Here is a 22,180-nt window from a genome sequence, read left to right on the forward strand (position 1 = left end):
ACCGCGTGTCGTCAGCGTGCTTGACCGGGCAGAAAGCCCGCTCCGCGCACCCTTCCTAACGCGGTTTCGCCATTTCTCATGCCATTTCGTCTTCATTTTTGAGTCCACACCCTAGGTTAACCGGAAATCCGTTTTCCCGACTTGCAGGATCGACCCATGACAACACAGCCAAGACCCCGCCGTTCCGCTCTCTATATGCCCGGCTCCAACGCCCGGGCGCTGGAAAAGGCGGCAACGCTGGATGTGGACTGCCTGCTGCTGGACCTTGAAGACGCGGTTGCTCCCGATGCCAAGGACATGGCGCGCACCCAGATCGTCGAAGCCGTTTCGGCTCGTCCCTATGGAAATCGCGAGGTGGTGATCCGCATCAACGGGCTGGAGACGCCTTGGGGCGAAGACGATCTGGCGGCAGCGGTGAAGGCCAATCCGGATGCCATTCTGGTGCCCAAGGTCAACGGCCCGGCCGACCTGCAGATGGTTGCTCACAAGCTATCGCTTCTGGGGGCGTCCGCGGACCTGAAACTCTGGGCCATGATGGAAACGCCGCTCGCCATGCTGAATGCCGCCGCCATCGGCGCCTGTGGTCAGGATCCGGCTGTGCGGCTGTCCTGTTTCGTGATGGGCACCAATGATCTGGCCAAGGAAACAAGGGCACGCCTCACACCCGGCCGGGCTGCCATGACGCCCTGGCTGATGACCTGCGTTGCGGCAGCGCGCGCCGGCGGCATCGACATTCTGGACGGTGTCTACAATGCGTTTCAGGACGAGGAAGGTTTCGCCGCCGAATGCGCCCAGGGTGTCGACATGGGCATGGACGGCAAGACGCTGATCCACCCGAAACAGATCGCCCCCTGCCACGCAGCCTTCAGTCCGTCGGAAGAGGAAGTTGCCTGGGCACGCAAGATCAATTCTCTGTTCGATGAGCCTGAAAATGCGGGCAAGGGCGCAATCCAGGTGGACGGCAAGATGGTTGAAAGGCTACATGCGGACATGGGCAAGCGGGTGATCGCCATCGCCGACGCCATCGCTGCCCGGACCTGACACACAAGAGAGCTCTCATGAAACTCTACCGCTTCATCACCGGCATCGACGACAGCGAATTCTGCCACCGGGTTACCCAGGCTCTCAACAAGGGCTGGCAGCTGTCCGGTTCTCCTTCGCTTACCTACGACGCAACGCGTGGCGCGACCATTTGCGGCCAGGCAGTGACAAAGGAAGTCGAAGGCGTTGAATACTCCCGGGACATCAAGCTCGGCGACTACTGATCGCAGTCGGTTCCATTATTCAGGTTGCTCTGAGCGAGCGCTGAAAATTCAACGGCCCCGGAAAGTTCCGGGGCCGTTTCGCATTGTCGGATCAAGAAGTTCGGTTCGCTACTGCATCCCCTTCGACAGGAAGTCCTCGACGATGTTCGACATGTTGAACGACGCCCCGCCCTGGACCGGGGGATAGTCTGCAAGGCTCTGCAGATGCTGACCCATGAGCACGCCCATCGGTTGGATAAGCCACGATACCTTCTGCATCAGATGCCCGTAGCCATCGGTTGAATCGTAGCTCTCGAATGGATCCGCACGGATGTTGAACACCAGTGGGACGGTCCGCGGAACCAGGTTGGCGTAATAATCTTCCTTGGTTGAGAAGTGGAATTTCCAGGGTCCCATCCTGATCGCCGTCAGCACGCTTTCGTAATAGTGAAAGATGTGAGTGCGATTGGAATTGGCCTGTTCGCCCTTCCAGTAGGCCAGATTGTTGATCCCGTCGATGAACTGCTGCTTCTCGGCCATCACTTCGGCGTTCACGTCTTCAATGCCGGCAGCTGCGGCAAGGGTGGTGAACATGTCCTGGTGCGCCTGAATTCCGTTCATGACCTGGCCGGGTGCCAGCACATTCGGCCAGCGCACCATGGAAATGACACGCACACCGCCCTCATAGGTGGTCATCTTTTCGCCCCGGAACGGGGTGGTAGCGCCATGAGGCCAGGAGGCATGCTCCGGGCCGTTGTCGGTCGAATACCAGACAATGGTGTTTTCCGTCAGGCCCTGTTGGTCGAGCCAGTCCAGCACCAGGCCGATATCATGATCGTGCTGCAGCATGCCCGAGCCGTGGTAGTCGGCTTCGGTCGTATAGGCTTCTGCGGCGTAGCGCCACTCGTCGTTCAGCCGCGTATAGAGATGCATGCGGCTGGTGTTCAGCCAGACGAAGAACGGTTCGCCTGCTTCCTGGGCGTTTTTCATGAAGTCCTTGGCCAGAGGGATGACTTCTCCCTCGTCGAAGTTCTTCATCCGCTCCTGGGTGAGCGGACCGGTGTCCTCGACCGTCTGCTTGCCTATGACACCAAACCTGGGCTGTTCGGTATCGTCGAAGGTTTCCGATGCAAAGCTGTGTATGACGCCCCGTGTTCCGAACTGCTTCTCGTATTCCTCTAGGCTGCCGGAAAAGGCTTCGCCGAACCGCTGGTAGTCGCGCTGTTCGGCTTCTTCCTGCGTATTGAGATGATAGAGATTGCCGAAGAATTCGTCGAAGCCATGGACGGTGGGCAGGTGCTCGTTCCGGTCACCCAGATGGTTCTTGCCGAAATGTCCCGTGCGGTAGCCGATCTGTTTCAGCTCTTCCGCAAGCGTTGGCGATTCTGCTTTCAGACCGAGCGACGACCCGGGCTGACCCACGGTGGTCATGCCGGACCTGATCGGGTACTGGCCGGTCAGAAAGGCCGCACGGCCTGCGGTGCAGCTCGGCTGGGCGTAGTGATCGGTGAAGCGGAGGCCTTCATTCGCCAGGCGGTCGATGTTGGGTGTGGTGTAACCCATGGTGCCCATGCCGTAGGCGGAAACATTCTGCCAACCGACATCGTCGCCCCAAATGACCAATATGTTTGGTGGTTTTGACTCTTGCGCCATGGACGTTGTGCACGTCATGAGAAGTGCGATGGGCAAGCCTGCAAGCAGATGTCGAAAAGACATGATCCCCGTCTCCCTTGAACACGCTCGGTGAGTTCCTCTGGCAGAGTAGGCGCAACACGGCCATGAGCCAAGCTGTGATAGTACTTACGCCTAATGCACGGAGTGGTCGTATTCGGGATTTATCCGGGATTTGCCCGGGATATGTTCGGGTTCTGGTGTCGCCAAACAGTTTCAGGCCTCAGCGGATACCGTGGCCCTATCCGCAATGCCGTCCTGAAGCAGGTCCTCAACGAACCAGGCCGCGAACTGGTGACGGCCCGAAACACCGGCCTTTGCGTAGATCCTGGTCAATTGGGCGCGCACGGTTCCCTGTGCCGCGCCCCGCAGCTGGGCGATTTCGGAAAGATCCAGGCCTTTCAGGGCCAGGAGGCCGACATCGCTTTCGGCAGGCGTCAGGCCCCATTCGGCAAACTGGGCGTCAATGATCCGGGCAAGATCGCCACGGGCGGCTCCAAGGGCGCGCTCCTGATTGCGCAGTCTTTCCAGGGTGAGCCGCAACTGCCAGCCGGCCAGAAAAATGCCGACGATCAACACGAAGGCGACAAAGAATTCGAAAATGGAATGCGGGCTGCCGACGTCGGTCACAAGATCGGTAAAGGCATCGCCGACAAAGAAGATCGCGGCAACGGACTGCAACAGCATGAACGCGGCAAGGGCGGTCGTCTCCCGCCGCCCCTGTCGAAGGTTGATCCCTGTAAAAGTCATTTGTCCTTGATCCGGCCAACCAGCATGGGTCGGACCAGATTACGCCTCGTCGCGCGACTTTCAACTGCGACACCTGCGACATGGATCAGGGCCAGCACCAGCATCAGGTTGGCTGCGATTTCATGAACTTCCTTTGCAGCTTCCCCCAGCACCTTGCTGTCTTCGCCCTTTTCATCATCGTCGTCCTTGACGAGCACCGACCAGTCTCCAGCAGCAACTGCCGCCTTTTCCTCGGCAATCGTGATGGGGCTCTTGGCGCCGGTCATGTAAAGGCCGGTTCCGGTTACCACCACAAGGCAGGCCCAGAGCGCATAGACCATGATCGCTCCGGCGGGATTATGGGAGCGGTAGTGGCGCGGGCTACCGCGAACGAGATCGATCAGGTGAGACACCGCAGCGCGCGGATCAGGTGGAAAGGCGGAGAACCTGGCTTCCGCCGGTCCGAGAAATCCCCAGACAAAACGGAGCGCAAGCAGGGCAAGAACACCCCAGCCAATCCAGATGTGAATGGTGCCGCCCGCCTTGTTGAGGAGGCCGTTGGCAATCACCGCGACTGCGATCAGCCAATGGCTGATACGCACCAGCGGATCCCACAATTCGGGGGGGCTTTGCGCCCCCTCGTTCGATTGCGGGGTGTTTGAGGCACCCATGATCAGTCTTCGTTCTTGACGTTGGTGACCTTGCCGGATTTCGGGTCGATGTAGACTTCCCAAAGCTTGTTTTGCGCATCGGTGCATTTCGCTTCGATCTTGCCGTCCTCAGCTTCGAATTCCTTGACGGTGCAACCGGCCTTGGCCAGTGCCGCGGTGGCCTCCTCGGGATTGGTGCCGACCATGTCACCAACGGCGGGCATGGCCTGCGCGGCGACCGGAGCAAGGCAGAGGCAAAGTACGGCGAGAGATTTCTTCAGCATGATTGTGTCCTTCATCAGGTTTCTGCGACCGTTGCGGTCTTCGTCCTGATTGGCCGCAAACTCGGCTTCGGTCGATTGACGGACTGCTGACGCCGGGCATCATAAGCAGATGCTTACGCGCGGATTTCGATCCTTCGACAGCCGTCCAGAAGGTCAAACCAGGCAAATGGTCTTGTCAGGGTTGAAACGGCTGAAATGAATTGCGAAGTCAGGGGAACAGGAATTGCTCCGGCACATTTGCGAGCCGGTATTTTCAATTTGCATCAAGGAAACAGGCCGTTGCGCATCTTTTCCCTTCTGGCGCACCCCAGGGACAACAGCTTCTGCCATGCGCTGTCGAAACAGGCGCGTGATGCTCTGGAGGCCGAGGGGCACCAGATAGATCACCACGATCTTTACGCCGAAGAGTTCGATCCCTGTCTGACAGCAGAGGAAGCCTACTCGATCGGCGATACCCTGGAAGAAGTGCTGTCCCGTTCAGAGGATGCCGTTGTTGCGCGGCACAGGGAAGGTATTTCGAACGCCGATGGTCTGCTGGTCGTCCATCCGAACTGGTGGGGCAAACCGCCGGCGATCCTTGCAGGCTGGATGGACCGTGTGCTGGTGCCGGGCGTTGCCTATCGGCTGCAGACTGCCGACGGTCTGCCGGAAGGACTGCTGTCGATCCGCAAGGCCGTCATCTTCAACACGTCCGACACCGAGGCGGAGCGAGAGCGACTTGATCTTGGAGACCCGCTGGAGCTGATCTGGGGCCGGTGCGTGCTGCCGTATTGTGGCGCTCTGGATTACGAGCGCCACGTCTTCAGGCCCGTTGTGGGCAGCTCCTATCCCCAGCGGCAAGACTGGCTGGAAGAAACCGCCCAGATTTGTCGAAGCGCCTTTGATGGTTGACTAAGCTGTTACGAGATCCTTCAGGACGTCGGCCGCGAGCTGGAAGGATTTCACGCGGGCGCCGTGATCATGGATCATGCCGGTGATCATCAGTTCGTCGGGCTGGTAGCGGGTGATGATTGCCGATAGTTGGTCGCGGATCGTCGCCGGAGATCCCGTTGCCGAGCAGGACAGGGCGTGTTCGACCTGCGCCAGAACGGCGGGCGGAATTTCGGCGGGGACATTTTCCACCGGCAGGGGCAGTTTACCGGGGTTGCCCATGCGCAACCGGGCGAAAGCGAGCAACTGGGAAGAGCGCAGGTAATCTGCGTCTTCGTCGGTGTCGGCAGCAAATACGCCAGCTGCCACCATCACATGCGGTCTGGCGAGCTGCGGTGACGGCTGGAAGGTTGCCCGGTAGATCTCCAGCGCTTCTTCCAGCATGTCCGGTGCGAAATGAGAGGCAAAGGCATAGGGCAGCCCGAAGGCCGCCGCGAGTTGCGCCCCGTAAAGGCTCGAGCCAAGGATCCAGATCGGTACCTGCGTGCCTTCGCCCGGGATCGCGCGCACCCTGCTGGTTTCAGAAGCGGGTCTGAAATAGCTCATCAGCTCCTGGACATCCTGCGGAAAACTGTCCTCACCGGCCATGTGGCGACGCAGGGCCCTGGCCGTCGCCATGTCCGTGCCCGGTGCGCGGCCCAGGCCCAGGTCGATCCGGCCCGGGTAAAGCGTTGCCAGCGTGCCGAATTGCTCGGCGATGATCAGCGGCGAGTGGTTGGGCAGCATGATACCGCCCGCGCCGACGCGCATGGTGGAGGTTGCTGCCGCCACCTGGCCGATGACAAGCGATGTTGCGGCGCTGGCGATGCCCGGCATGTTGTGATGCTCGGCCAGCCAGTAGCGATGGTAGCCTGCCTGTTCCGCGGACCGCGCCAGATCGACCGTGTTTGCCAGAGCCGCGGCCGCTGTCTGGCCTTCCGGCACAGGGGACAGATCGAGAAGGGAAAAATGCTGCATGGATATCTCCGTTGGAGCTCCATGTAGGATCTGAAAACCCACCCGCCAAGGTCAAGTTTTGTCGGCAGCCTGCTTTGGCGCAGCCTTCCCAGGCGATTAGACGCGCAGGGCTCCCGAGGTCAGCGGGATCTATTCGGCGAATGTCGCTTCGAACACACGCTCGTAGATATGCTTCACCACTGCGGTCTCTTCAGACCCCTGCCGGGCGAGGTTGCCGAGACCTGGCGCGGCGTTGACTTCCAGAACAACAGGTTCTGCGTTGGCCGCAGTTGGCAAGATCAGGTCAACGGCGGCATAACGCAGAGACAGGGTCTGTGCGGCCTCGCGGGCAAGGGCTGCAAGGTCCGGGGCGAGCGAGCCGGTGACAATTCTGGCCGTGCCGCCCGCGGACAGATTGACCACGGGCAGAAGCGTGACCGTCTGGCCCGGCGCGGGGACCGTTTCCGGCATCAGCCCTTGTTGCTGCAGTTCGAGGACGAGGCGGGGGTCGGCAGCGTCGAAGCGCGGATCGGCGCCGATGATCTCGGCAATGCTGCGATGACCGTCGCCCGTGATCTGAGGCGGATGGCGTTCGATGGCGCACAGCACATCGTCGTCCAGAACGATAATTCTCAGTTCCTGTCCGCGGATTTCCGGTTGCACCAGCAGCTGGTCGTTGCTCTTGGCGAGGGTTTGCAGGGCCGTTTGAAGGGTGTGACTGGTGTCGACCCGCACTACGTCCCGCCCTTCCCGGCCACAGTTCGGTTTGACGTAAAGCGGGAACCCCTGGTTCCCGGCAAAATCCAGAAGGTCTTGCGGCGCAGTTCGGCTCGTGCGGATGTCGTGTGCGAAAACCAGAAGTCCGTCCGGCACTGTCAGGTCCGCGGCCTTCAGAAAGGACGCGGCATAGGCCTTGTCGGTGGCGATTTCCGCTGCGCCGAGCGTGTTGAGGTCGAACCTTGTGCCCTTGAAGAACCAGCGCTTGCCGGACGGGCTTTCGACCATGCCGGCATGGCCATGGCCGTCGCCCGCCGTCAGGCGGTAGCCTTTGCGGGCGCAATAGGCCTCAAGCAGGTCAAAGACGAGTGCGCGCCGGCCGGCCGTTTCCGTCATGCTGGGGCCAGCCGGGCTGTCAGTTGTTTTTCTGGCGGGCGTTGGCCAGATAATCGATCTTGAAAAGGTCCGGATTGGTCGGGCCGTTGGACACAACATTATAGACCGCAACGGAGGTGTCGTAGCCCTGCTGGTCGGTAACGGTCCACTGCTTCAATGCGTAGTCCTTGGCATCGAAGATCAGCGTCAGCGTACCGGAGTTGAACTTGGTCTTGTCCAGGATCGTGACGGTGATCAGGTCTTCTTCCACCAGAACGTTGGTGACGTTGGTGTCCTTCTGCAGGTCGATGTCATCGGACAGCAGGAAGCGCAGCGGCGTCTGGCCAAGAGGCCAGATGTCCTGGGTGTTCAGCTTGCGGTCGCGCACGGACACCGACTTGCCGTCGGCCACAATGTCGAGCACGGAAGGCTTGTTGTAGTAGAAGCGCACCTTGCCCGGGCGGGCCATGTAGAACTTGCCGTCGGACTGGTTTCCGTCAGGACCGAACTGGATGAAGTCGCCATGCATGGTCTTCACCGAGTTGAAATAGGAGTTGAGATCCCTGAGGGCATTTTGTTCCTGCTCGGTCAGCGCCGCGGCGGGCAGCAGTGCCGACAGGGACAGAGCCGCAGCAATGCCAGCTGCCAGCATAGGTTTGATCAGGCGGGAAGCGAAGCGTTTCAGCATGATGCAATGTCCTAAATCGTTCTCTGTGTGACACGTTTCCCCCTAGCTAGGGAGCGTGTGTGGCAAAGCTTTGGCAGTTTACCATCAAAAATCTTCTTCCACGCCGTTCTGCACGAGAATTTCGCGTTTTCCGGCATGGTTGGCGGCGCTGATCAGACCTTCGTTTTCCATCCGCTCAATCAGCGAAGCAGCACGGTTGTAGCCGATCGAAAGGCGCCGCTGCACATAGGAGGTCGACGCCTTCTTGTCGCGCAGCACGATGGCGACCGCCTTGTCGTACAGATCGTTGCCCTCGTCGCCGCCGGCAAGTCCGCCGCCACCGTCGTAGGGGCTTTCGGCCTCGTCATCTTCCTCGGTCACGGCTTCCAGATATTGCGGCGTGCCCTGAACCTTCAGGTGCTTGACGATATCCTCGACCTCGTCGTCGGAGACGAACGGCCCGTGCACACGCTGGATGCGCCCGCCGCCGGCCATGTAGAGCATGTCGCCCATGCCCAGAAGCTGTTCGGCGCCCATTTCACCCAGGATGGTGCGGCTGTCGATCTTCGACGTCACCTGGAAGGAGATACGGGTCGGGAAGTTGGCCTTGATGGTGCCGGTAATGACATCCACCGACGGCCGCTGCGTGGCCATGATCAGGTGAATGCCGGCGGCACGGGCCATCTGAGCCAGCCGCTGGATAGCACCTTCGATGTCCTTGCCGGCCACCATCATCAGGTCGGCCATCTCGTCGACGATGACGACGATATACGGCATCGCCTCGAGCGGCAGCTGCTCTTCTTCGTAGATCGGCTGGCCGGTGTCGCGGTCGAAGCCGGTTTGAACGGTGCGGGTGAATGTTTCGTTCTTTTCCAGCGCCTGCTTGATGCGGGTGTTGTAGCCGTCGATGTTGCGGACGCCCATCTTGGACATCTTCTTGTAGCGGTCTTCCATCTCGCGGACGGTCCACTTCAAGGCGACGACGGCTTTCTTCGGATCGGTCACAACCGGTGTCAGCAGATGCGGAATGCCGTCGTAGATCGACAGTTCCAGCATCTTGGGGTCGATCATGATCATCTTGCACTGCTCGGGCATCAGCCGGTAGAGCAGCGACAGGATCATGGTGTTGATCGAGACCGACTTGCCCGAGCCGGTGGTACCGGCCACAAGCAGGTGAGGCATGCGGGCCAGATCCGCGACAACGCTTTCGCCGTTGATGGTCTTGCCCAGGGCCAGCGCCAGCTTGGCCTTGGACTTTTCGAAGTCCTGGGCGGCCAGCAGTTCACGCAGGTAAACCGTCTCGCGACGGGCATTCGGCAGTTCGATACCGATGGCATTCTTGCCCGGGATCACCGCCACACGGGCGGAAATCGCGCTCATCGAGCGGGCGATGTCGTCCGCAAGACCGATGACACGCGAGGACTTGATGCCAGGTGCCGGTTCCAGTTCGTACAGGGTCACGACCGGACCGGGTCGAACCTCGATGATTTCGCCGCGAACGCCGAAATCCTCAAGCACGCCTTCCAGGATGCGGGCATTCTGTTCCAGCGCATCGGCGGACAGGCCCGGCACCTTGCCGGCCACTTTCGGCTCGGCCAGCAGCCGCAGCGGAGGCAATTCGTACTCTTCCGGGGCTCCGAGGAAGGATGGCTGGGCTTCCTCGATCGCACGCTTGCTTTGCTTTGGACGCGGTGCCTGCGGGATGACACGGCCGTTCGTTGCCGGTTGCGCAGGTGCCTGCTGAGCCTCCGGCGCGGCAATGCCGACCGGGACCGCAGGACGACCGTTGACGGGGCCCTTGTCGATCATCAGATCGTCCGGCTCGAAGGTGTCGCCTTCCTCGTCGTAGTATTCTTCCGCGTAGGGTTCGTCTCCGTCGTCCGCATGACGGCCACGCTGGTAGAAGTCGTCCAGGCCGTCGTCATCTTGCGGCATCAGCCGGCCGGCGAGGGCCTTGCGGAATGCCTTCAGGCGGCTACCCTGGCGGGTGTCTTCCGGTTCGTAGTCGGTGTCGTCCTCATCCTCGTCCCAGTATTCTTCTTCGTCCTGGGCCTGGCTCCGCTTCAGCCCGGTCAACCGGCGCACCTGTGCGGCAGCCTGAAGACCGAAATGCTCCATCTGGCCGACGAAGGCACTCATGAAGATACCGATGCGGGACTCGCCATCGTCGTCGTCAAAGTCGAGTTCATGCTCGGCGGCCTTGCCGTGACCGACAGGGCCGGCCACAGGCTCGATCCGTTCGGACGGAGCGCCGATGCTGCCCAGCCAACCGGCAGCTGCCAGCAGGCACAGGATAGCCGGTACGCCAAGACCAAGCACGCCGACGATCGTGGCGGCGCCGCTTGTCATGTTGTCGGTAACGAGCGCAGGCAAATGGTGAACGGTGTCGCCGAAAAAGCCGCCGAGACCGGTCGGCAGCGGCCAGCTTTCGGGAACCGGCAGCGACGCCAGGGCTCCTGCGGCAAGGCTTGTGCCGATCAGCCAGTAGACCAGGCGCTTGCGGCCGATGCCAAGCGCGTGGCCGGTCAGAAGCCGCCAGCCCCACAGAACCAGAGGAATCAGGAAGACGGCCGTCGCCAGGCCGATGGTCTGCATCAGAATGTCTGCAAGAACAGCGCCCGGTGTTCCCAGGGCGTTGCGCACCTGGCCACCGGTGGCATGATTGAAGCTCGGGTCGCTGACGGACCAGGTGGCAAGGCTTGCCGCGAGCATTGCCGCCAGCGCAATGATACCGAGGCCCGCGGCCCCGACAAGATTGCGCCGGATGAACCGCTTCAGTGGGCTCTCGGTGTCCAGAAGGTCAACCGAAGATCTGCGGCCGTTGCCGCGAACTGCGCTGGCCCGCCTCATGCCTTGTCCCCCAACCATTTTGCCAGACGCTCCAGAGCGATCTCTGTCTGCTCAAGAGGAGCCGTCAGGCTGATGCGAATATAGTTCCGCCCCGGATTGCTGCCGTCCGACTGGTCCGAGGCAAGGTAGCTGCCCGGCAGCACCTTGAGCCCGATTTCGGTCCAGAGTGCCTTCGTGACCGCAACGGCGTCGCCCCAGCGGCTGATATCCAGCCACAGGAAGAACCCGGCGTCAGGCGTGACCGGCCCAAGGATCGGGCCGAGGTGTTTTTCGGCAGCTTCGAATTTTTCGTTGTAGAGCCTGCGGTTTTCAATGACGTGGGATTCGTCCTGATAGGCCCGGACGGCAACTGCCTGTGCCGGCAGCGGCACCTGCGGTGCGGCAAGGCCTCTGAACTTCGCCCATTTTTTCAGGAACTCGGGATCGCCTGCCGCAAAGCCGCAGCGCAGACCCGCCAGGTTGGAGCGTTTGGACAGAGAATTGAGGACGATGATGTTGGCAAAGCCGCCGCCCTGCTCTTCATTCAGATCCCTGGCCGCTTCCAGAATGCCGATTGGCGGCGTCTCGCGATAGATTTCCGAGTAGCATTCATCTGCAAAAATATAGAAGCGATGCTTGCGGGCGAGACCGATCAGGCGCTGCCAATAGGCGGTATCGGCCACAAACCCTTCCGGATTTGTGGGCGAGGCAACATAAAAGGCGACGGTCCTTTCCAGCAGCTCCGCATCGAGGCTGTCGAGATCCGGCAGAAAATTGTTTCCCGCAACCGCGTCGAGCAGCACGGCCTCCGCATCGGCGACATGCGCTGCGGCAGCATAGGTCTGGTAGAACGGGTTGGGCAGAATCACCACAGGGTGGTCCAGGCCCTTGTTCAGCTGATCACGCGCGGCAATGGCGCCGAAGGAAAGTCCTTCGCGGGACCCGTTCAGCGGCAGCACACCATGGTCGGCGTCGATCAACCCACCCAGATTGTATCGGCGATCCAGCCAGGATGCGACGGCCGAACGGAATTCAGGCGAGCCGTCGATCGGTGGATAACGGCGGAAACCGGCCATATTTTCAGCCAGAACTTCCGCGGTAAAATCAGGAATGGCGTGTTGCGGTTCGCCAATCGTCATGACAATCGGGTCGAGCCCCGGCGTCTCGCCGCTCAGGAGTTCGGCAAGGCGTTGAAACGGATTGGAGCTCGGCAGGGACACACCGCGCTGATAGGCTTTTTTGCTGGCAAGCATGAATGATCCGGCACTCGTTACGCATAACTTTGCTCAGACCCTATAGCCGGTGTGGTAAATCCCTTATTAACCAAGCGGGGCAGGGCACAGGAAATGCTGCAAATGGTTGCGGATTTTCCCGCACTGCCTGCCCGGGCATCTGACCTGTCCATAGGGACAATTTCACCCCTCCGTCCTTGGTTGGCGGGAATTGCCCGGAAGTCCTTGATCGTCAACGAAGACTCTGTAGAAATTGAAGGCATCGGCGCGGTCGGCAGAAATGAAATATGCCTGACCTTTTTCAAAGTGCGCCTACCTGGACAGGTTCTACGATGTCGAAAACAACAAAAAATCCGATAAGTGTCGTTTGCTTCGGCGATTCTCTCACCTGGGGATTCAATCCGGTCGACAAATCCAGGTACGGCCACGACATCCGCTGGACCCGGCTTCTGCAGAAAGAACTGGGTGACGGGTTTTATGTGGCCGAAGAAGGCGTCAACGGCCGAACAACCGTGTTCGAGGATCCGGTCAAGGGCGACAAGAACGGTCTTGCGCATCTGGCCACCGTTCGCAAGACGCATATGCCGATCGACATTCTGATCATCATGCTCGGCACCAACGACCTTCAGGCCCGTTTCGGCATGAACGCGGAAACGATCGCGATTGCCATGGGACGCCTCCTGGATTTTGCCCGCAGGCCAACCGACGATGTCGAAGGCCGGGCGCCAAAGGTGCTGCTGATGTCACCGCCACCACTGGCACCGCTGGCAGGCACACCCTTCGTGGCACAGTTCAGCGAACAGAGCGTCACGGAATCCCATCGCCTGGCCGCCTGCTACCGGGAGAAAGCTGCTGAATATGGTGCAGCTTTCTTCGATACAGGAACGGTGATTTCCGCCAGCCCGGTTGATGCCGTCCATTTCGATGCGGAGCCGCAGGCCGATCTCGCCAGGGCAGTGGCAGCGGAAGTGCGCAAGTTGGCAAACTGAGTTGGCAGACTGGATTGCCTGCCGCGGTTAGAGCTGTCTCCGACAGGCCGGCCGGCTGAACATTGCCTCAGAAATCCGAGGTCAGTCCCTTGATCTCCCAGTCGTCGTAGCGGGTGGGTTCCAGGCCGCCACGTCCGTTGACTTCTTCGGCCATGTTCTGCTGTCTTGCGTCGATTTCCTTGCGCCGTTCTTCGGCTTCCTTCAGGGCGCGCTGTGCTGCCGGTGGCAAGTCCTCGAATTTCCGCTTCGGAGCTTCCTCGACATTGGTTTTCAGGGAAGGAGCCTCGTTCTGGCTGTAGCGGCTCGTCGGGTTGTCCGGTGTTTCTGTCATGGCTCTTCGGGTCGTTCAGATTGCAGTCTTGTCTGGCGTATATAAGGTAATCTTGCCAAGAATGGCAGCACTCCCCATCTGTTGGACGGATACAAAGGCCATTATGCGCCTTCTTGCAAGCAGTCGAAAACAGGACAGAAACGGAAACAAGCGGCGATGAACTACATTCGCACGGCAATGCTTCTGGCGGGGATGACCGCCTTGTTCATGGGGATCGGTTTCATGATCGGCGGTCAGTCGGGCATGCTGATCGCGCTGCTTATTGCAGCCGCCATGAACCTGTTCAGTTACTGGAACGCGGACAAGATGGTCCTGCGCATGCATCATGCCAGGGAAGTGGGTGAGCGCGAAGCGCCGGAGTTCTACCGGATGATACGGCAGCTGGCGCAGAATGCCGAGTTGCCGATGCCCAAGGTCTACATCATCGACAATCCGCAGCCGAATGCCTTTGCGACCGGCCGCAACCCGCAAAACGCTGCCGTGGCGGCAACGACGGGCCTGCTCGACATGCTGACGCCCGAGGAGATTGCCGGTGTGATGGCCCATGAGCTGGCCCATGTGAAGAACCACGACACGCTGATCATGACGATCACGGCGACAATCGCCGGTGCGATTTCCATGCTGGCCAACTTTGCCTTCTTCTTCGGTGGCAACCGCAACAATCCGCTGGGCATCGTCGGGGTTATCCTGATGATGGTCGTGGCACCGCTGGCGGCAATGGTCGTGCAGATGGCGATCTCCCGGACGCGCGAATATGCGGCCGACCGGATGGGCGCCCAGATCTGCGGCGAACCCATGTGGCTGGCTTCAGCACTTGCGAAGATCTCGCGCGGGGTGGAGCACATCCATAACCCGGACGCGGAAGCGAACCCGGCAACCGCACATATGTTCATCATGAACCCGCTGTCAGGCGAGCGGATGGACAATCTGTTTTCCACTCACCCGAACACCCAGAACCGGATTGACGAACTGCGTAAGCTGTCGGATGCAGGTCTGGGCACCGGTGGCAGGGGCGGCAGAAGCGGTCCCATGTCGTTTACCCGCCAGGCTCCACAGCAGGCCGGCCCGTGGAGCGGCGCCGGTCCGACGGGGCCGTCCTCCGCGCCTCGCCGTCCAAAAGGGCCGTGGGGATAGGCCACAGTCCCCCGGAACGTCAGCTTCTTTGACAAAAACAACTTTGCCGGATGACCACCCGGCTTTAGTATGACCAGATGCGCCGCGACCGGCAGACCGGTCTGCGGCGCTTGATTTTGATACCGGCCGTAACAGCAGGGCCGGGCGCGTGAATGGATTGATCCTTGACCAAACGGCCGAACAACAAACAGAAGCCTTCAGGCAAACCGGCACCCGAACAGGCAGAAAAGCCGGGGTTTGCCGCACGCAAGGTGGCTGCCGATATTCTTGGCAATGTCGTTCACAAGAAACGGCCTCTCGATGGCGAATTGGATATCACGTCCGGCCACTCCGGATTTCGCGCGCTGGCCGGCAACGATCGTTCGCTGGTTCGCGCAATCATTGGCGCAGCCTTGCGCCACCGGGGTGAAATCGCTGAAATCCTGGATCGGTTGCTTGATCGGCCGATCCCGGAAAAGACAGGCCGGATCCTGGATATCCTGCATGTGGCCATTGCCCAGATGCTGTTTCTCGACATTCCGGACCGTGCTGCCGTCTCTCTTGCTGTAGATCATGCCGGTCTCGACCGCCGGGCTCGTCCCTACAAGGGCCTGGTCAACGGCGTGTTGCGCCGGCTCGGGCGCGAGCGGGACGAAGTGACCGGTGATCTCGATCCGGCGGTGCTGAACACGCCGGACTGGCTGATGGAAAGCTGGCAGGCAGCCTATGGCGTGGAGACAGCGCGCGAGATCGCGCGGGCTCACGAAAGCGAAGCGGCACTGGATCTGTCGGTGAAAGCGGATCCGGAAGAATGGGCCCGGAAGCTGGACGGCCAGATTGTGGGTGCGGGCAGCATCCGTCTCGTGCGCAAGGGCGCTGTCGATGCACTTGAGGGCTATGGCGACGGCCAGTGGTGGGTGCAGGATGCCGCCGCGGCGCTTCCCGCCCGGCTTCTTGGTGACGTCAAGGGTTTGCGTGTTGCCGATCTTTGCGCTGCACCGGGCGGCAAGACCGCACAATTGGCGGCCGTGGGTGCAAGCGTAACCGCGGTCGATATTTCAAAGGCGCGCCTGAAACGTCTTGAAGAAAACATGACGCGGCTTGGCCTGAGTGTTGAAACGGTTGCGGCGGATTTGCGGGCCTTTGAGCCGGAAGAGCTCTTTGATGCAATCCTGCTCGATGCGCCCTGCAGCGCGACAGGCACGATCCGCCGGCACCCCGATGTGCCCTGGATCAAGAAGCCTTACGACATTGAAAAGCTGACGGAAATCCAGAGCGAGTTGCTGGACAGGGTGATGGGCTGGGTCAAGCCGGGTGGGTTGGTCGTCTATTGTACCTGTTCGCTGGAAGCGGCGGAAGGCGAAGCCCAGGTGGCCGGTTTTCTGGAGCGCCAGGCCGGAAAAATCGAACTGGTTCCGGTCGAGGCCTCAGAGGTGGGCGGCCTTGCCGAATGTGTCACAAATGAAGGCTATCTTCGCTGTCTGCCCTGCCATAGCGCTGCCGTGGATCCGGTAAGCAAGGGCATGGACGGCTTTTTTGCCGCAAGGTTCCGCCGGTTTTAACGCGGAATAAACTGTTCACTTGCAATGATTCTTTAAATGAAATGCTAACCTTAATGGTTCGTTTCCTGAATTAGACACCGGAGATTCCCCATAAACGCGCAGAAACCATCAGTTTTGGAGATGGTTTGGTGAATACTGCAAGCCTGAGTGAAAGAAGCCGCATCTGGCGGCTTGTGGCCCTGCATATTTGGCAACGCTCCTTGAAATGGATGCATGGCGGGCCATTGTTCCGCATGCAGCCGTTTTCGGCTGTGCCTGCGCGCCTGCTCATCGCGCCGCAGGATCTGCGCACTGCCGACGCGACCAATGCTGCCGATATCTACGGCGGCCGGTTCCTGTTCTCCGGCCATCTGGTGGAGACGCAAGGCAGATCTCCGTTCGAGCTTCAGGCCGTTCACGAAGACTGGCAGCGTGAGCTTCACAGCTTCGGCTGGATGCGGGACCTCCGCGCCGCCGACAGCCAGATTTCCCGGCAAAATGCCCGGGCGCTGGTGGAGGACTGGATCAAGTTCTGTGGTCGTTGGCACGACATCGGCTGGGAAGCGTCGGTCGTGACCCGCCGCATTCTGTCCTGGCTGGCGCATTCGCCCTTCATTCTTCAGGACGGCGATCACGAGTTCTACCGCAGTTTCGTGCGGTCGCTGGCCCGCCAGGTGCGTTACCTGCGCCAGACCATCAATGAAACGGAAGACGGCGTCGAGCGCCTGCATGCCGCCCTCGCCATGGCATCCGCCTGTATTTCCATGGCCGGACAGGGCCGCTTTGCACGCCAGAGCATCCGGCGTCTCGATCAGGAGCTGACACGCCAGATCCTGCCCGATGGCGGCCATATCTCGCGCAACCCGAAAGCGCTGATCGACATTCTCGCGGACCTGCTGCCGGTTCGTCAGGCCTTCGTAGCGCAAGGGCTGGAGGTTCCGCCGGCGATGGTGCAGTCGGTGGACCGGATGATGCCACTGCTGCGCTTCTTCCGTCATGGCGACGGGGCCCTCGCCCATTTCAACGGCATGGGCTCGACGCCGAGCGACCTTGTCGCCACCATCCTTGCCTATGACGATGCACGGGGCGCCCCACCGCAGAATGCGCCGCATTCCGGCTATCAGCGCTTAACCGGTGGTAATTCCGTTGTCCTGATCGACACCGGCCCTGCCCCGGCCATCGGCGTTTCCGGCGATGCTCATGCAGGCTGTCTTTCGTTCGAATTCTCCTCCGGCAACAACCGGATCGTGGTCAATTGCGGCGTCTCGCCCAAGTCCAATCCGGCCTGGCGCCGGGTCAGCCGCTCGACGCCTGCCCACTCCACGGCGGTGATCGAGGATACGTCCTCCTGCCGGTTCCTGTCGAACCGGCCGTTCGGGCATATTCTGGGCGCACCCATCCTGTCCGGTCCGGTCAGGGTGCCGGTTGAACGGGAAGACGATGCCGCCGGCAGCCGGATCACGGCCTCGCATGATGGTTATGCCAGCGAGTTCCATGTCCTGCATGAGCGTGACATTCGCCTTGCAGGCGACGGCACGGTGCTGGACGGCATCGACACGTTTTCGGCAATCGGCCCTGTGGACAGCGAAAACCGCTACGCAATCCGCTTTCACCTGCATCCGGGCCTGCGCAGCTCGCTCATCCGCGGCGGATCAGCGGTGCTCCTGGTGTGCCGGGACGGCGAAGCCTGGGAATTCGAAGCGCCCGGGACCGAGGTCATGCTGGAAGAAAGCATCTATCTTTCGGATGTCTACGGCCACCGCAAGACCGAGCAGATCGTGATCTCCGGTGCCGTGCTCGAGGCCCCCTCCGTGGGGTGGCAGTTCCGCAAGACGGCGACGGCCAAACTCAGCCGGCGCGGCACCAGCGATTTTGACGAGCCGGACGAACTCCCGCTGGAAGAATAGAGACCTTCCGCTTTTGCTGAAGACGTGATAGGGCGACGGCAACTCCCGGACCGTCCCCAATTGCGAGGCAAATTCATGGCCATTGTGTCCAAAGCCGTACCCGTTCCCGAGCTGGTTCCCGTCAAGCGCGCCCTTCTGTCCGTCTTCGACAAGACCGGTCTTGTCGACTTTGCAAAAGCGCTGTCCGAGCGCGGTGTCGAGCTGGTCTCCACCGGCGGTTCCTACAAGGCGTTGAAGGAAGCCGGGCTTGCGGTTCTGGACATTTCGGAAGTTACGGGCTTTCCGGAAATCATGGACGGCCGCGTGAAGACGCTGCATCCGAAGGTGCACGGCGGTCTGCTGTCGATCCGCGATGATGCCGACCACCAGAAGGCGATGAGCGAGCATGACATCGTCGGCATCGATCTCTTCTGCGGCAATCTCTATCCGTTCGAGGACGTTGTCGCCTCCGGCGCCGACTACGCCACCGGCATCGAGAACATCGACATTGGTGGACCGGCAATGACCCGTGCGGCCGCCAAGAACCATGCCTATGTTACCGTGGTCACCGACCCGGCCGACTACGATGCAGTGATTTCCGAGCTTGATGCCAACGGCGGCAAGGCCCCGCTGGCCCTGCGCAAGAAGCTGGCGCAAAAGGCCTTTGCCCGCACGGCTGCCTATGATGCCGCCGTCTCCAACTGGATGGCGGATCAGCTGGACGAAGCAACGCCCGCCCATCGTGCGGTTGGCGGTTCGCTTGCCGAAGTCATGCGCTATGGCGAAAACCCGCATCAGACGGCCGGTTTCTACACCACCGGTGAGCAGCGCCCGGGTGTTGCCACGGCCAGGCAGCTTCAGGGCAAGACCCTGTCCTACAACAACATCAACGACACCGATGCCGCGTTTGAGCTGGTGAGCGAGTTCGATCCGGCCCGCACCAGTGCTGTTGCCATCATCAAGCACGCAAACCCGTGCGGTGTGGCCGAAGGCGCAAGCCTGAAGGAAGCCTACGAGCTGGCCCTGCGCTGCGATCCGGTTTCAGCCTTCGGCGGCATCGTCGCCCTGAACCAGACACTGGATGCCGCTGCGGCCGAGGAAATCGTCAAGATCTTCACGGAAGTGATCATCGCGCCGGATGCGGACGACGCGGCACGCGAAATCATCGCGGCGAAGAAGAACCTGCGCCTTCTGGTCACCGGCGGCCTCGCCGATGCACGCGCCAAGGGTCTCTTCGTCAAGTCCGTTGCCGGCGGTCTCCTGGTCCAGTCACGCGACAACGGTGTGGTCGACGACCTTGACCTCAAGGTCGTTACCAAGCGCGCGCCGAGCGAGCAGGAACTGGCCGATCTGAAATTCGCCTTCCGGGTTGCCAAGCACGTGAAGTCCAATGCCATCGTCTATGCCAAGGACGGTGCGACCGTTGGTGTCGGGGCCGGTCAGATGAGCCGGGTGGATTCCGCACGCATCGCTGCCCGCAAGGCTCTGGACGCGACCGAGGCCGCCGGTCTTTCCGAACCGCTGACGAAGGGATGCGTGGTCGCCTCCGATGCGTTCTTCCCGTTTGCCGATGGTCTTCTGTCTGCCGCCGAAGCCGGAGCAACCGCCGTTATCCAGCCGGGTGGCTCCATGCGCGATGACGACGTGATTGCGGCAGCCGACGACGCTGGTCTTGCCATGGTCATGACCGGCATGCGTCATTTCCGGCACTGATTTCGGGTATTCGCCGATGAATTGAAGTGCCGGTTTTTATTCGAACCGGCACTTCATCTGAGCTTGTAAAACATTAGCAAGCTAACGATCCAAAATTACTGTCAAAAATGACAGGGATCATTAAGAAAAACCCTCCCACTGAAGACCTTGTTAACGCCCAATGGGTAGTCTGCAGCAAGCTTTGGCAGGTATTCGCCTGCCGTTTTCTTGCGATTCGCGGAGATTGCCGGTGTTTAGAAGAGCGAAGGTCACAACAAAGCTCATTGGGGCCAGTGCGGCGACCCTGACGGTTGCCCTTGTGGTCGGCATCAGTTTTATCGGATGGGAAGCGTCCCGCATTACGGGAGATCTTGCCCGGTCCGAAGCCGAGACAGTGGCACGCGAGCAGGCGCAATTCGTCCAGCGCGGCCTTGAAAACGGCCTGAAATCCGCACAGACCTTGGCAAGTTCCCTCGGCGGCATGAAGAAGGCCGGATCGGTCGACCGTGAAGCCTGGAACGCCGTCGTTGAAAACCTGACGCTGACCAACAAGGACCTTTCGGGCACCTGGGGCGTGGTTGCCGGAGACGAGCTCGACGGCAAGGATGCCGAGTTCAAGGGCGACGAGAAATGGGCCGAAGACGGCGAATGGCAGCCCTATTACTTCCGCAAGGCGGATGGGACGCTGGCCTACCGGCCCATCGAGAAGATCGCCGTCGGTGATCTGAGTGCAACCAGCGACCTCTGGTTCAATGGTGCCTATGTGTCCGGCAAGGACTACATGACGGAACCCTACAGCTGGGAAGCCGATGGCAAGACCGTAACCGGTGTGTCGTTCTCCTCGCCGATCCGAGACGGGTCCAAGGTGATTGGTGCTGCCGGTGGCGACATCCTTCTGACCCCGCTGTCCGAAGTGCTTGGCCAGCAACGGCCACTGGACACGGGATCGGTTCACCTCCTGTCGCAAAACGGCGTCTGGATTGCCCACGCCGACCCGGCCGTTCTCGGCAAGCCATGGATGGAAGGCCAGTCCGAAGCCGACCTTGCCGTGCAGGACAAGCTTCTGGCGGCGGTCAAGAACGGCGAACCATTTGCCTATGACGGATATTCCAACACGCTCGGCACGGAAGTGCACCGCATCGTCATGCCGGTGCATGTGACCGGTACCGATGCCAAGCTTGCCGTGGTGGTCAACGTGCCGCTGGCGACCCTCAATGCGGCTTCGTCTTCGATCACGACCATGATCGTCGGCGTGGGTGTCGTGTTGCTCATCGTCGTGGCTCTTTCCATCTATCTTGTCGGTAACACGATTGTTCGCCGTCCGCTGGAGCGCGCCGTGCGCAGCATCCAGGCGCTCATCGATCGCCGTTACGACGAGCCGATCCACGATACCGACCGCCAGGACGAAATCGGCGAGATCAGCAAGGCGCTGGAAGTCTTCCGCGACAAGGCCCAGCAGGCCGAGGCACTGGCCGCCGAGCAGGAAGAAGCGCAGCGTCAGCAGCTGGAGCGTGCAGGCCGGATCAGCGAGCTGTCGCAGGATTTCGACCGCCAGATCTCAGAGCTGACCCAGACGGTGATGCACCAGGTGCAGGACCTCAACGCGGCATCGATGACGCTGACGGCGGGAGCCGACGACACCAGCGAGAAGAGCACGGCAGTGGCTGCCGCTTCCGAGGAAGCGTCGTCGAACGTGGAAACGGTTGCGTCCGCAGCTGAAGAACTGATGGCATCGGTCGGTGAAATTTCCCGCCAGATGACCCAGTCCACCGAGATTGCCTCCCACGCCGTGGAACAGGCCCAGTCGACGAACCGCAAGATCGAGGGGCTCGCGGAAGCTGCCAACCGGATCAGCGAAGTGGTCAAGCTGATCACCGACATTGCCGAACAGACCAACCTCCTGGCGCTGAACGCCACCATCGAGGCGGCACGTGCCGGCGAAGCGGGCAAGGGCTTTGCCGTTGTTGCCGCCGAGGTGAAGGAGCTGGCCAACCAGACCGCCAAGGCGACCGAGGAAATCTCCCTGCAGATCCAGTCGGTGCAGACGGAAACCGCCGGATCGGTCGATGCCATCAAGGGCATTTCCGAAACCATCGAAAAGATGAACGAGATCTCTTCGTCCATCCAGGCGTCGGTCGAACAGCAGGGCCTTGCCACCGACGAGATCGCCCGCAACATCCAGGAAGCCTCCAACGGCACCCAGGAAGTGGCGCAGAACATCGTCAAGGTGGCAGCCTCTGCAGACGACACCGGCAATGCCGCCCGCCAGGTCTCGGCCTCCGCCAACGTCCTGCAGACTGAAGCCGACCGGCTCAAGCAGGAAGTCGAAGGTTTCCTTGCCAGCGTTCGTCAGGTCGCCTGAGG

The 22,180-nt window shown here is 60.9% G+C and carries 19 protein-coding genes; 9 read left to right on the plus strand and 10 right to left on the minus strand.

The annotated features are described in order from the left end of the window. Window positions 1-156 precede the first annotated feature (156 nt). Both FIU93_RS06270 and FIU93_RS06275 read left to right on the plus strand, forming a co-directional pair. On the plus strand, window positions 157-1,041 hold the full coding sequence (locus FIU93_RS06270) for a CoA ester lyase (RefSeq protein ID WP_152505090.1): 885 nt from the start codon (window positions 157-159) through the stop codon (window positions 1,039-1,041). A gap of 17 nt (window positions 1,042-1,058) precedes the next feature. Next, on the plus strand, window positions 1,059-1,265 hold the full coding sequence (locus FIU93_RS06275; RefSeq protein ID WP_023002545.1) for a DUF1737 domain-containing protein: 207 nt from the start codon (window positions 1,059-1,061) through the stop codon (window positions 1,263-1,265). 108 nt (window positions 1,266-1,373) lie between these two features. Here the strand turns inward: FIU93_RS06275 and FIU93_RS06280 are convergent, their stop codons facing one another. From FIU93_RS06280 to FIU93_RS06295, 4 genes are all read right to left on the minus strand, one after another. Beyond that, complete coding sequence (locus FIU93_RS06280) at window positions 1,374-2,960, minus strand: arylsulfatase (RefSeq protein ID WP_173017282.1); 1,587 nt, start codon at window positions 2,958-2,960, stop codon at window positions 1,374-1,376. A gap of 171 nt (window positions 2,961-3,131) precedes the next feature. After that, a complete protein-coding gene (locus FIU93_RS06285; protein WP_152505091.1) occupies window positions 3,132-3,665 on the minus strand; it encodes a helix-turn-helix transcriptional regulator in 534 nt (177 codons plus the stop codon). Beyond that, on the minus strand, window positions 3,662-4,315 hold the full coding sequence (locus FIU93_RS06290; protein ID WP_055660156.1) for a cytochrome b/b6 domain-containing protein: 654 nt from the start codon (window positions 4,313-4,315) through the stop codon (window positions 3,662-3,664). Before FIU93_RS06290 ends, FIU93_RS06285 begins: the two co-directional genes overlap by 4 nt. 2 nt (window positions 4,316-4,317) lie before the next feature. Further along, complete coding sequence (locus tag FIU93_RS06295) at window positions 4,318-4,578, minus strand: PepSY domain-containing protein (protein ID WP_075282756.1); 261 nt, start codon at window positions 4,576-4,578, stop codon at window positions 4,318-4,320. 279 nt (window positions 4,579-4,857) lie between these two features. Between FIU93_RS06295 and FIU93_RS06300 the strand changes: the two genes are divergently transcribed. Beyond that, entirely contained in the window at window positions 4,858-5,469 is a 612-nt protein-coding gene (locus tag FIU93_RS06300) for an NAD(P)H-dependent oxidoreductase (RefSeq protein WP_286202409.1), read from the plus strand. Here FIU93_RS06300 and FIU93_RS06305 read toward each other — a convergent pair whose 3' ends face one another. The 5 genes from FIU93_RS06305 to FIU93_RS06325 all read right to left on the minus strand — a co-directional run bounded on the left by FIU93_RS06305 (window position 5,470) and on the right by FIU93_RS06325 (window position 12,285). Beyond that, entirely contained in the window at window positions 5,470-6,465 is a 996-nt protein-coding gene (locus FIU93_RS06305; protein ID WP_152505093.1) for an LLM class flavin-dependent oxidoreductase, read from the minus strand. It abuts the gene before it with no gap. Between the two features lie 129 nt (window positions 6,466-6,594). Beyond that, window positions 6,595-7,557 carry a hypothetical protein gene (locus FIU93_RS06310; RefSeq protein ID WP_055660152.1) on the minus strand — a complete coding sequence of 321 codons (963 nt, stop codon included), beginning with the start codon at window positions 7,555-7,557 and terminating at the stop codon, window positions 6,595-6,597. Window positions 7,558-7,576: 19 nt separating this feature from the next. After that, complete coding sequence (locus FIU93_RS06315) at window positions 7,577-8,224, minus strand: outer membrane lipoprotein carrier protein LolA (RefSeq protein WP_023002553.1); 648 nt, start codon at window positions 8,222-8,224, stop codon at window positions 7,577-7,579. Between the two features lie 84 nt (window positions 8,225-8,308). Further along, window positions 8,309-11,053 (minus strand): DNA translocase FtsK, encoded by a 2,745-nt coding sequence (locus tag FIU93_RS06320; RefSeq protein ID WP_152505095.1) that lies wholly within the window; start codon window positions 11,051-11,053, stop codon window positions 8,309-8,311. Further along, window positions 11,050-12,285, minus strand: coding sequence for an aminotransferase class I/II-fold pyridoxal phosphate-dependent enzyme (locus FIU93_RS06325; protein ID WP_062486136.1), 1,236 nt, complete (start codon window positions 12,283-12,285; stop codon window positions 11,050-11,052). Before FIU93_RS06325 ends, FIU93_RS06320 begins: the two co-directional genes overlap by 4 nt. A 311-nt stretch (window positions 12,286-12,596) precedes the next feature. Here FIU93_RS06325 and FIU93_RS06330 point away from each other — a divergent pair, with 311 nt between their 5' ends. Continuing rightward, a complete protein-coding gene (locus FIU93_RS06330; RefSeq protein WP_075282704.1) occupies window positions 12,597-13,253 on the plus strand; it encodes an SGNH/GDSL hydrolase family protein in 657 nt (218 codons plus the stop codon). Window positions 13,254-13,320: 67 nt separating this feature from the next. Here the strand turns inward: FIU93_RS06330 and FIU93_RS06335 are convergent, their stop codons facing one another. Then, window positions 13,321-13,584, minus strand: coding sequence for a DUF1674 domain-containing protein (locus FIU93_RS06335; RefSeq protein ID WP_023002557.1), 264 nt, complete (start codon window positions 13,582-13,584; stop codon window positions 13,321-13,323). 156 nt (window positions 13,585-13,740) lie between these two features. Here FIU93_RS06335 and htpX point away from each other — a divergent pair, with 156 nt between their 5' ends. From htpX to FIU93_RS06360, 5 genes are all read left to right on the plus strand, one after another. Next, entirely contained in the window at window positions 13,741-14,718 is a 978-nt protein-coding gene (gene htpX, locus FIU93_RS06340) for a zinc metalloprotease HtpX (RefSeq protein WP_062491241.1), read from the plus strand. A gap of 164 nt (window positions 14,719-14,882) precedes the next feature. Beyond that, window positions 14,883-16,259 (plus strand): 16S rRNA (cytosine(967)-C(5))-methyltransferase RsmB, encoded by a 1,377-nt coding sequence (rsmB, locus tag FIU93_RS06345; RefSeq protein ID WP_152505096.1) that lies wholly within the window; start codon window positions 14,883-14,885, stop codon window positions 16,257-16,259. A gap of 128 nt (window positions 16,260-16,387) precedes the next feature. Continuing rightward, the gene (locus FIU93_RS06350) at window positions 16,388-18,145 is read left to right on the plus strand and encodes a heparinase II/III family protein (RefSeq protein WP_208984644.1); all 1,758 of its coding nucleotides are present in this window, start codon (window positions 16,388-16,390) and stop codon (window positions 18,143-18,145) included. A 75-nt stretch (window positions 18,146-18,220) separates the two neighbouring features. Continuing rightward, window positions 18,221-19,837, plus strand: coding sequence for a bifunctional phosphoribosylaminoimidazolecarboxamide formyltransferase/IMP cyclohydrolase (gene purH / locus FIU93_RS06355; protein ID WP_055660139.1), 1,617 nt, complete (start codon window positions 18,221-18,223; stop codon window positions 19,835-19,837). A gap of 229 nt (window positions 19,838-20,066) precedes the next feature. Further along, a complete protein-coding gene (locus tag FIU93_RS06360) occupies window positions 20,067-22,178 on the plus strand; it encodes a methyl-accepting chemotaxis protein (RefSeq protein WP_152505097.1) in 2,112 nt (703 codons plus the stop codon). The last annotated feature ends 2 nt before the right edge of the window (window positions 22,179-22,180 follow it).

The sequence above is a fragment of the Labrenzia sp. THAF35 genome (assembly GCF_009363595.1).
GTDB lineage: Bacteria > Pseudomonadota > Alphaproteobacteria > Rhizobiales > Stappiaceae > Roseibium > Roseibium algicola.

What these genes read in the sequence shown, in the direction of transcription:
- FIU93_RS06325 (WP_062486136.1), bottom strand. Translation starts at nt 12,285, where the DNA reads ATGCTTGCCAGCAAAAAAGCCTATCAGCGCGGTGTGTCCCTGCCGAGC.
- htpX (WP_062491241.1), top strand. Translation starts at nt 13,741, where the DNA reads ATGAACTACATTCGCACGGCAATGCTTCTGGCGGGGATGACCGCCTTG.
- FIU93_RS06315 (WP_023002553.1), bottom strand. Translation starts at nt 8,224, where the DNA reads ATGCTGAAACGCTTCGCTTCCCGCCTGATCAAACCTATGCTGGCAGCT.
- FIU93_RS06305 (WP_152505093.1), bottom strand. Translation starts at nt 6,465, where the DNA reads ATGCAGCATTTTTCCCTTCTCGATCTGTCCCCTGTGCCGGAAGGCCAG.
- FIU93_RS06275 (WP_023002545.1), top strand. Translation starts at nt 1,059, where the DNA reads ATGAAACTCTACCGCTTCATCACCGGCATCGACGACAGCGAATTCTGC.
- purH (WP_055660139.1), top strand. Translation starts at nt 18,221, where the DNA reads ATGGCCATTGTGTCCAAAGCCGTACCCGTTCCCGAGCTGGTTCCCGTC.
- FIU93_RS06335 (WP_023002557.1), bottom strand. Translation starts at nt 13,584, where the DNA reads ATGACAGAAACACCGGACAACCCGACGAGCCGCTACAGCCAGAACGAG.
- FIU93_RS06280 (WP_173017282.1), bottom strand. Translation starts at nt 2,960, where the DNA reads ATGTCTTTTCGACATCTGCTTGCAGGCTTGCCCATCGCACTTCTCATG.
- FIU93_RS06320 (WP_152505095.1), bottom strand. Translation starts at nt 11,053, where the DNA reads ATGAGGCGGGCCAGCGCAGTTCGCGGCAACGGCCGCAGATCTTCGGTT.
- FIU93_RS06285 (WP_152505091.1), bottom strand. Translation starts at nt 3,665, where the DNA reads ATGACTTTTACAGGGATCAACCTTCGACAGGGGCGGCGGGAGACGACC.
- FIU93_RS06295 (WP_075282756.1), bottom strand. Translation starts at nt 4,578, where the DNA reads ATGCTGAAGAAATCTCTCGCCGTACTTTGCCTCTGCCTTGCTCCGGTC.
- FIU93_RS06310 (WP_055660152.1), bottom strand. Translation starts at nt 7,557, where the DNA reads ATGACGGAAACGGCCGGCCGGCGCGCACTCGTCTTTGACCTGCTTGAG.
- FIU93_RS06330 (WP_075282704.1), top strand. Translation starts at nt 12,597, where the DNA reads ATGTCGAAAACAACAAAAAATCCGATAAGTGTCGTTTGCTTCGGCGAT.
- FIU93_RS06270 (WP_152505090.1), top strand. Translation starts at nt 157, where the DNA reads ATGACAACACAGCCAAGACCCCGCCGTTCCGCTCTCTATATGCCCGGC.
- FIU93_RS06290 (WP_055660156.1), bottom strand. Translation starts at nt 4,315, where the DNA reads ATGGGTGCCTCAAACACCCCGCAATCGAACGAGGGGGCGCAAAGCCCC.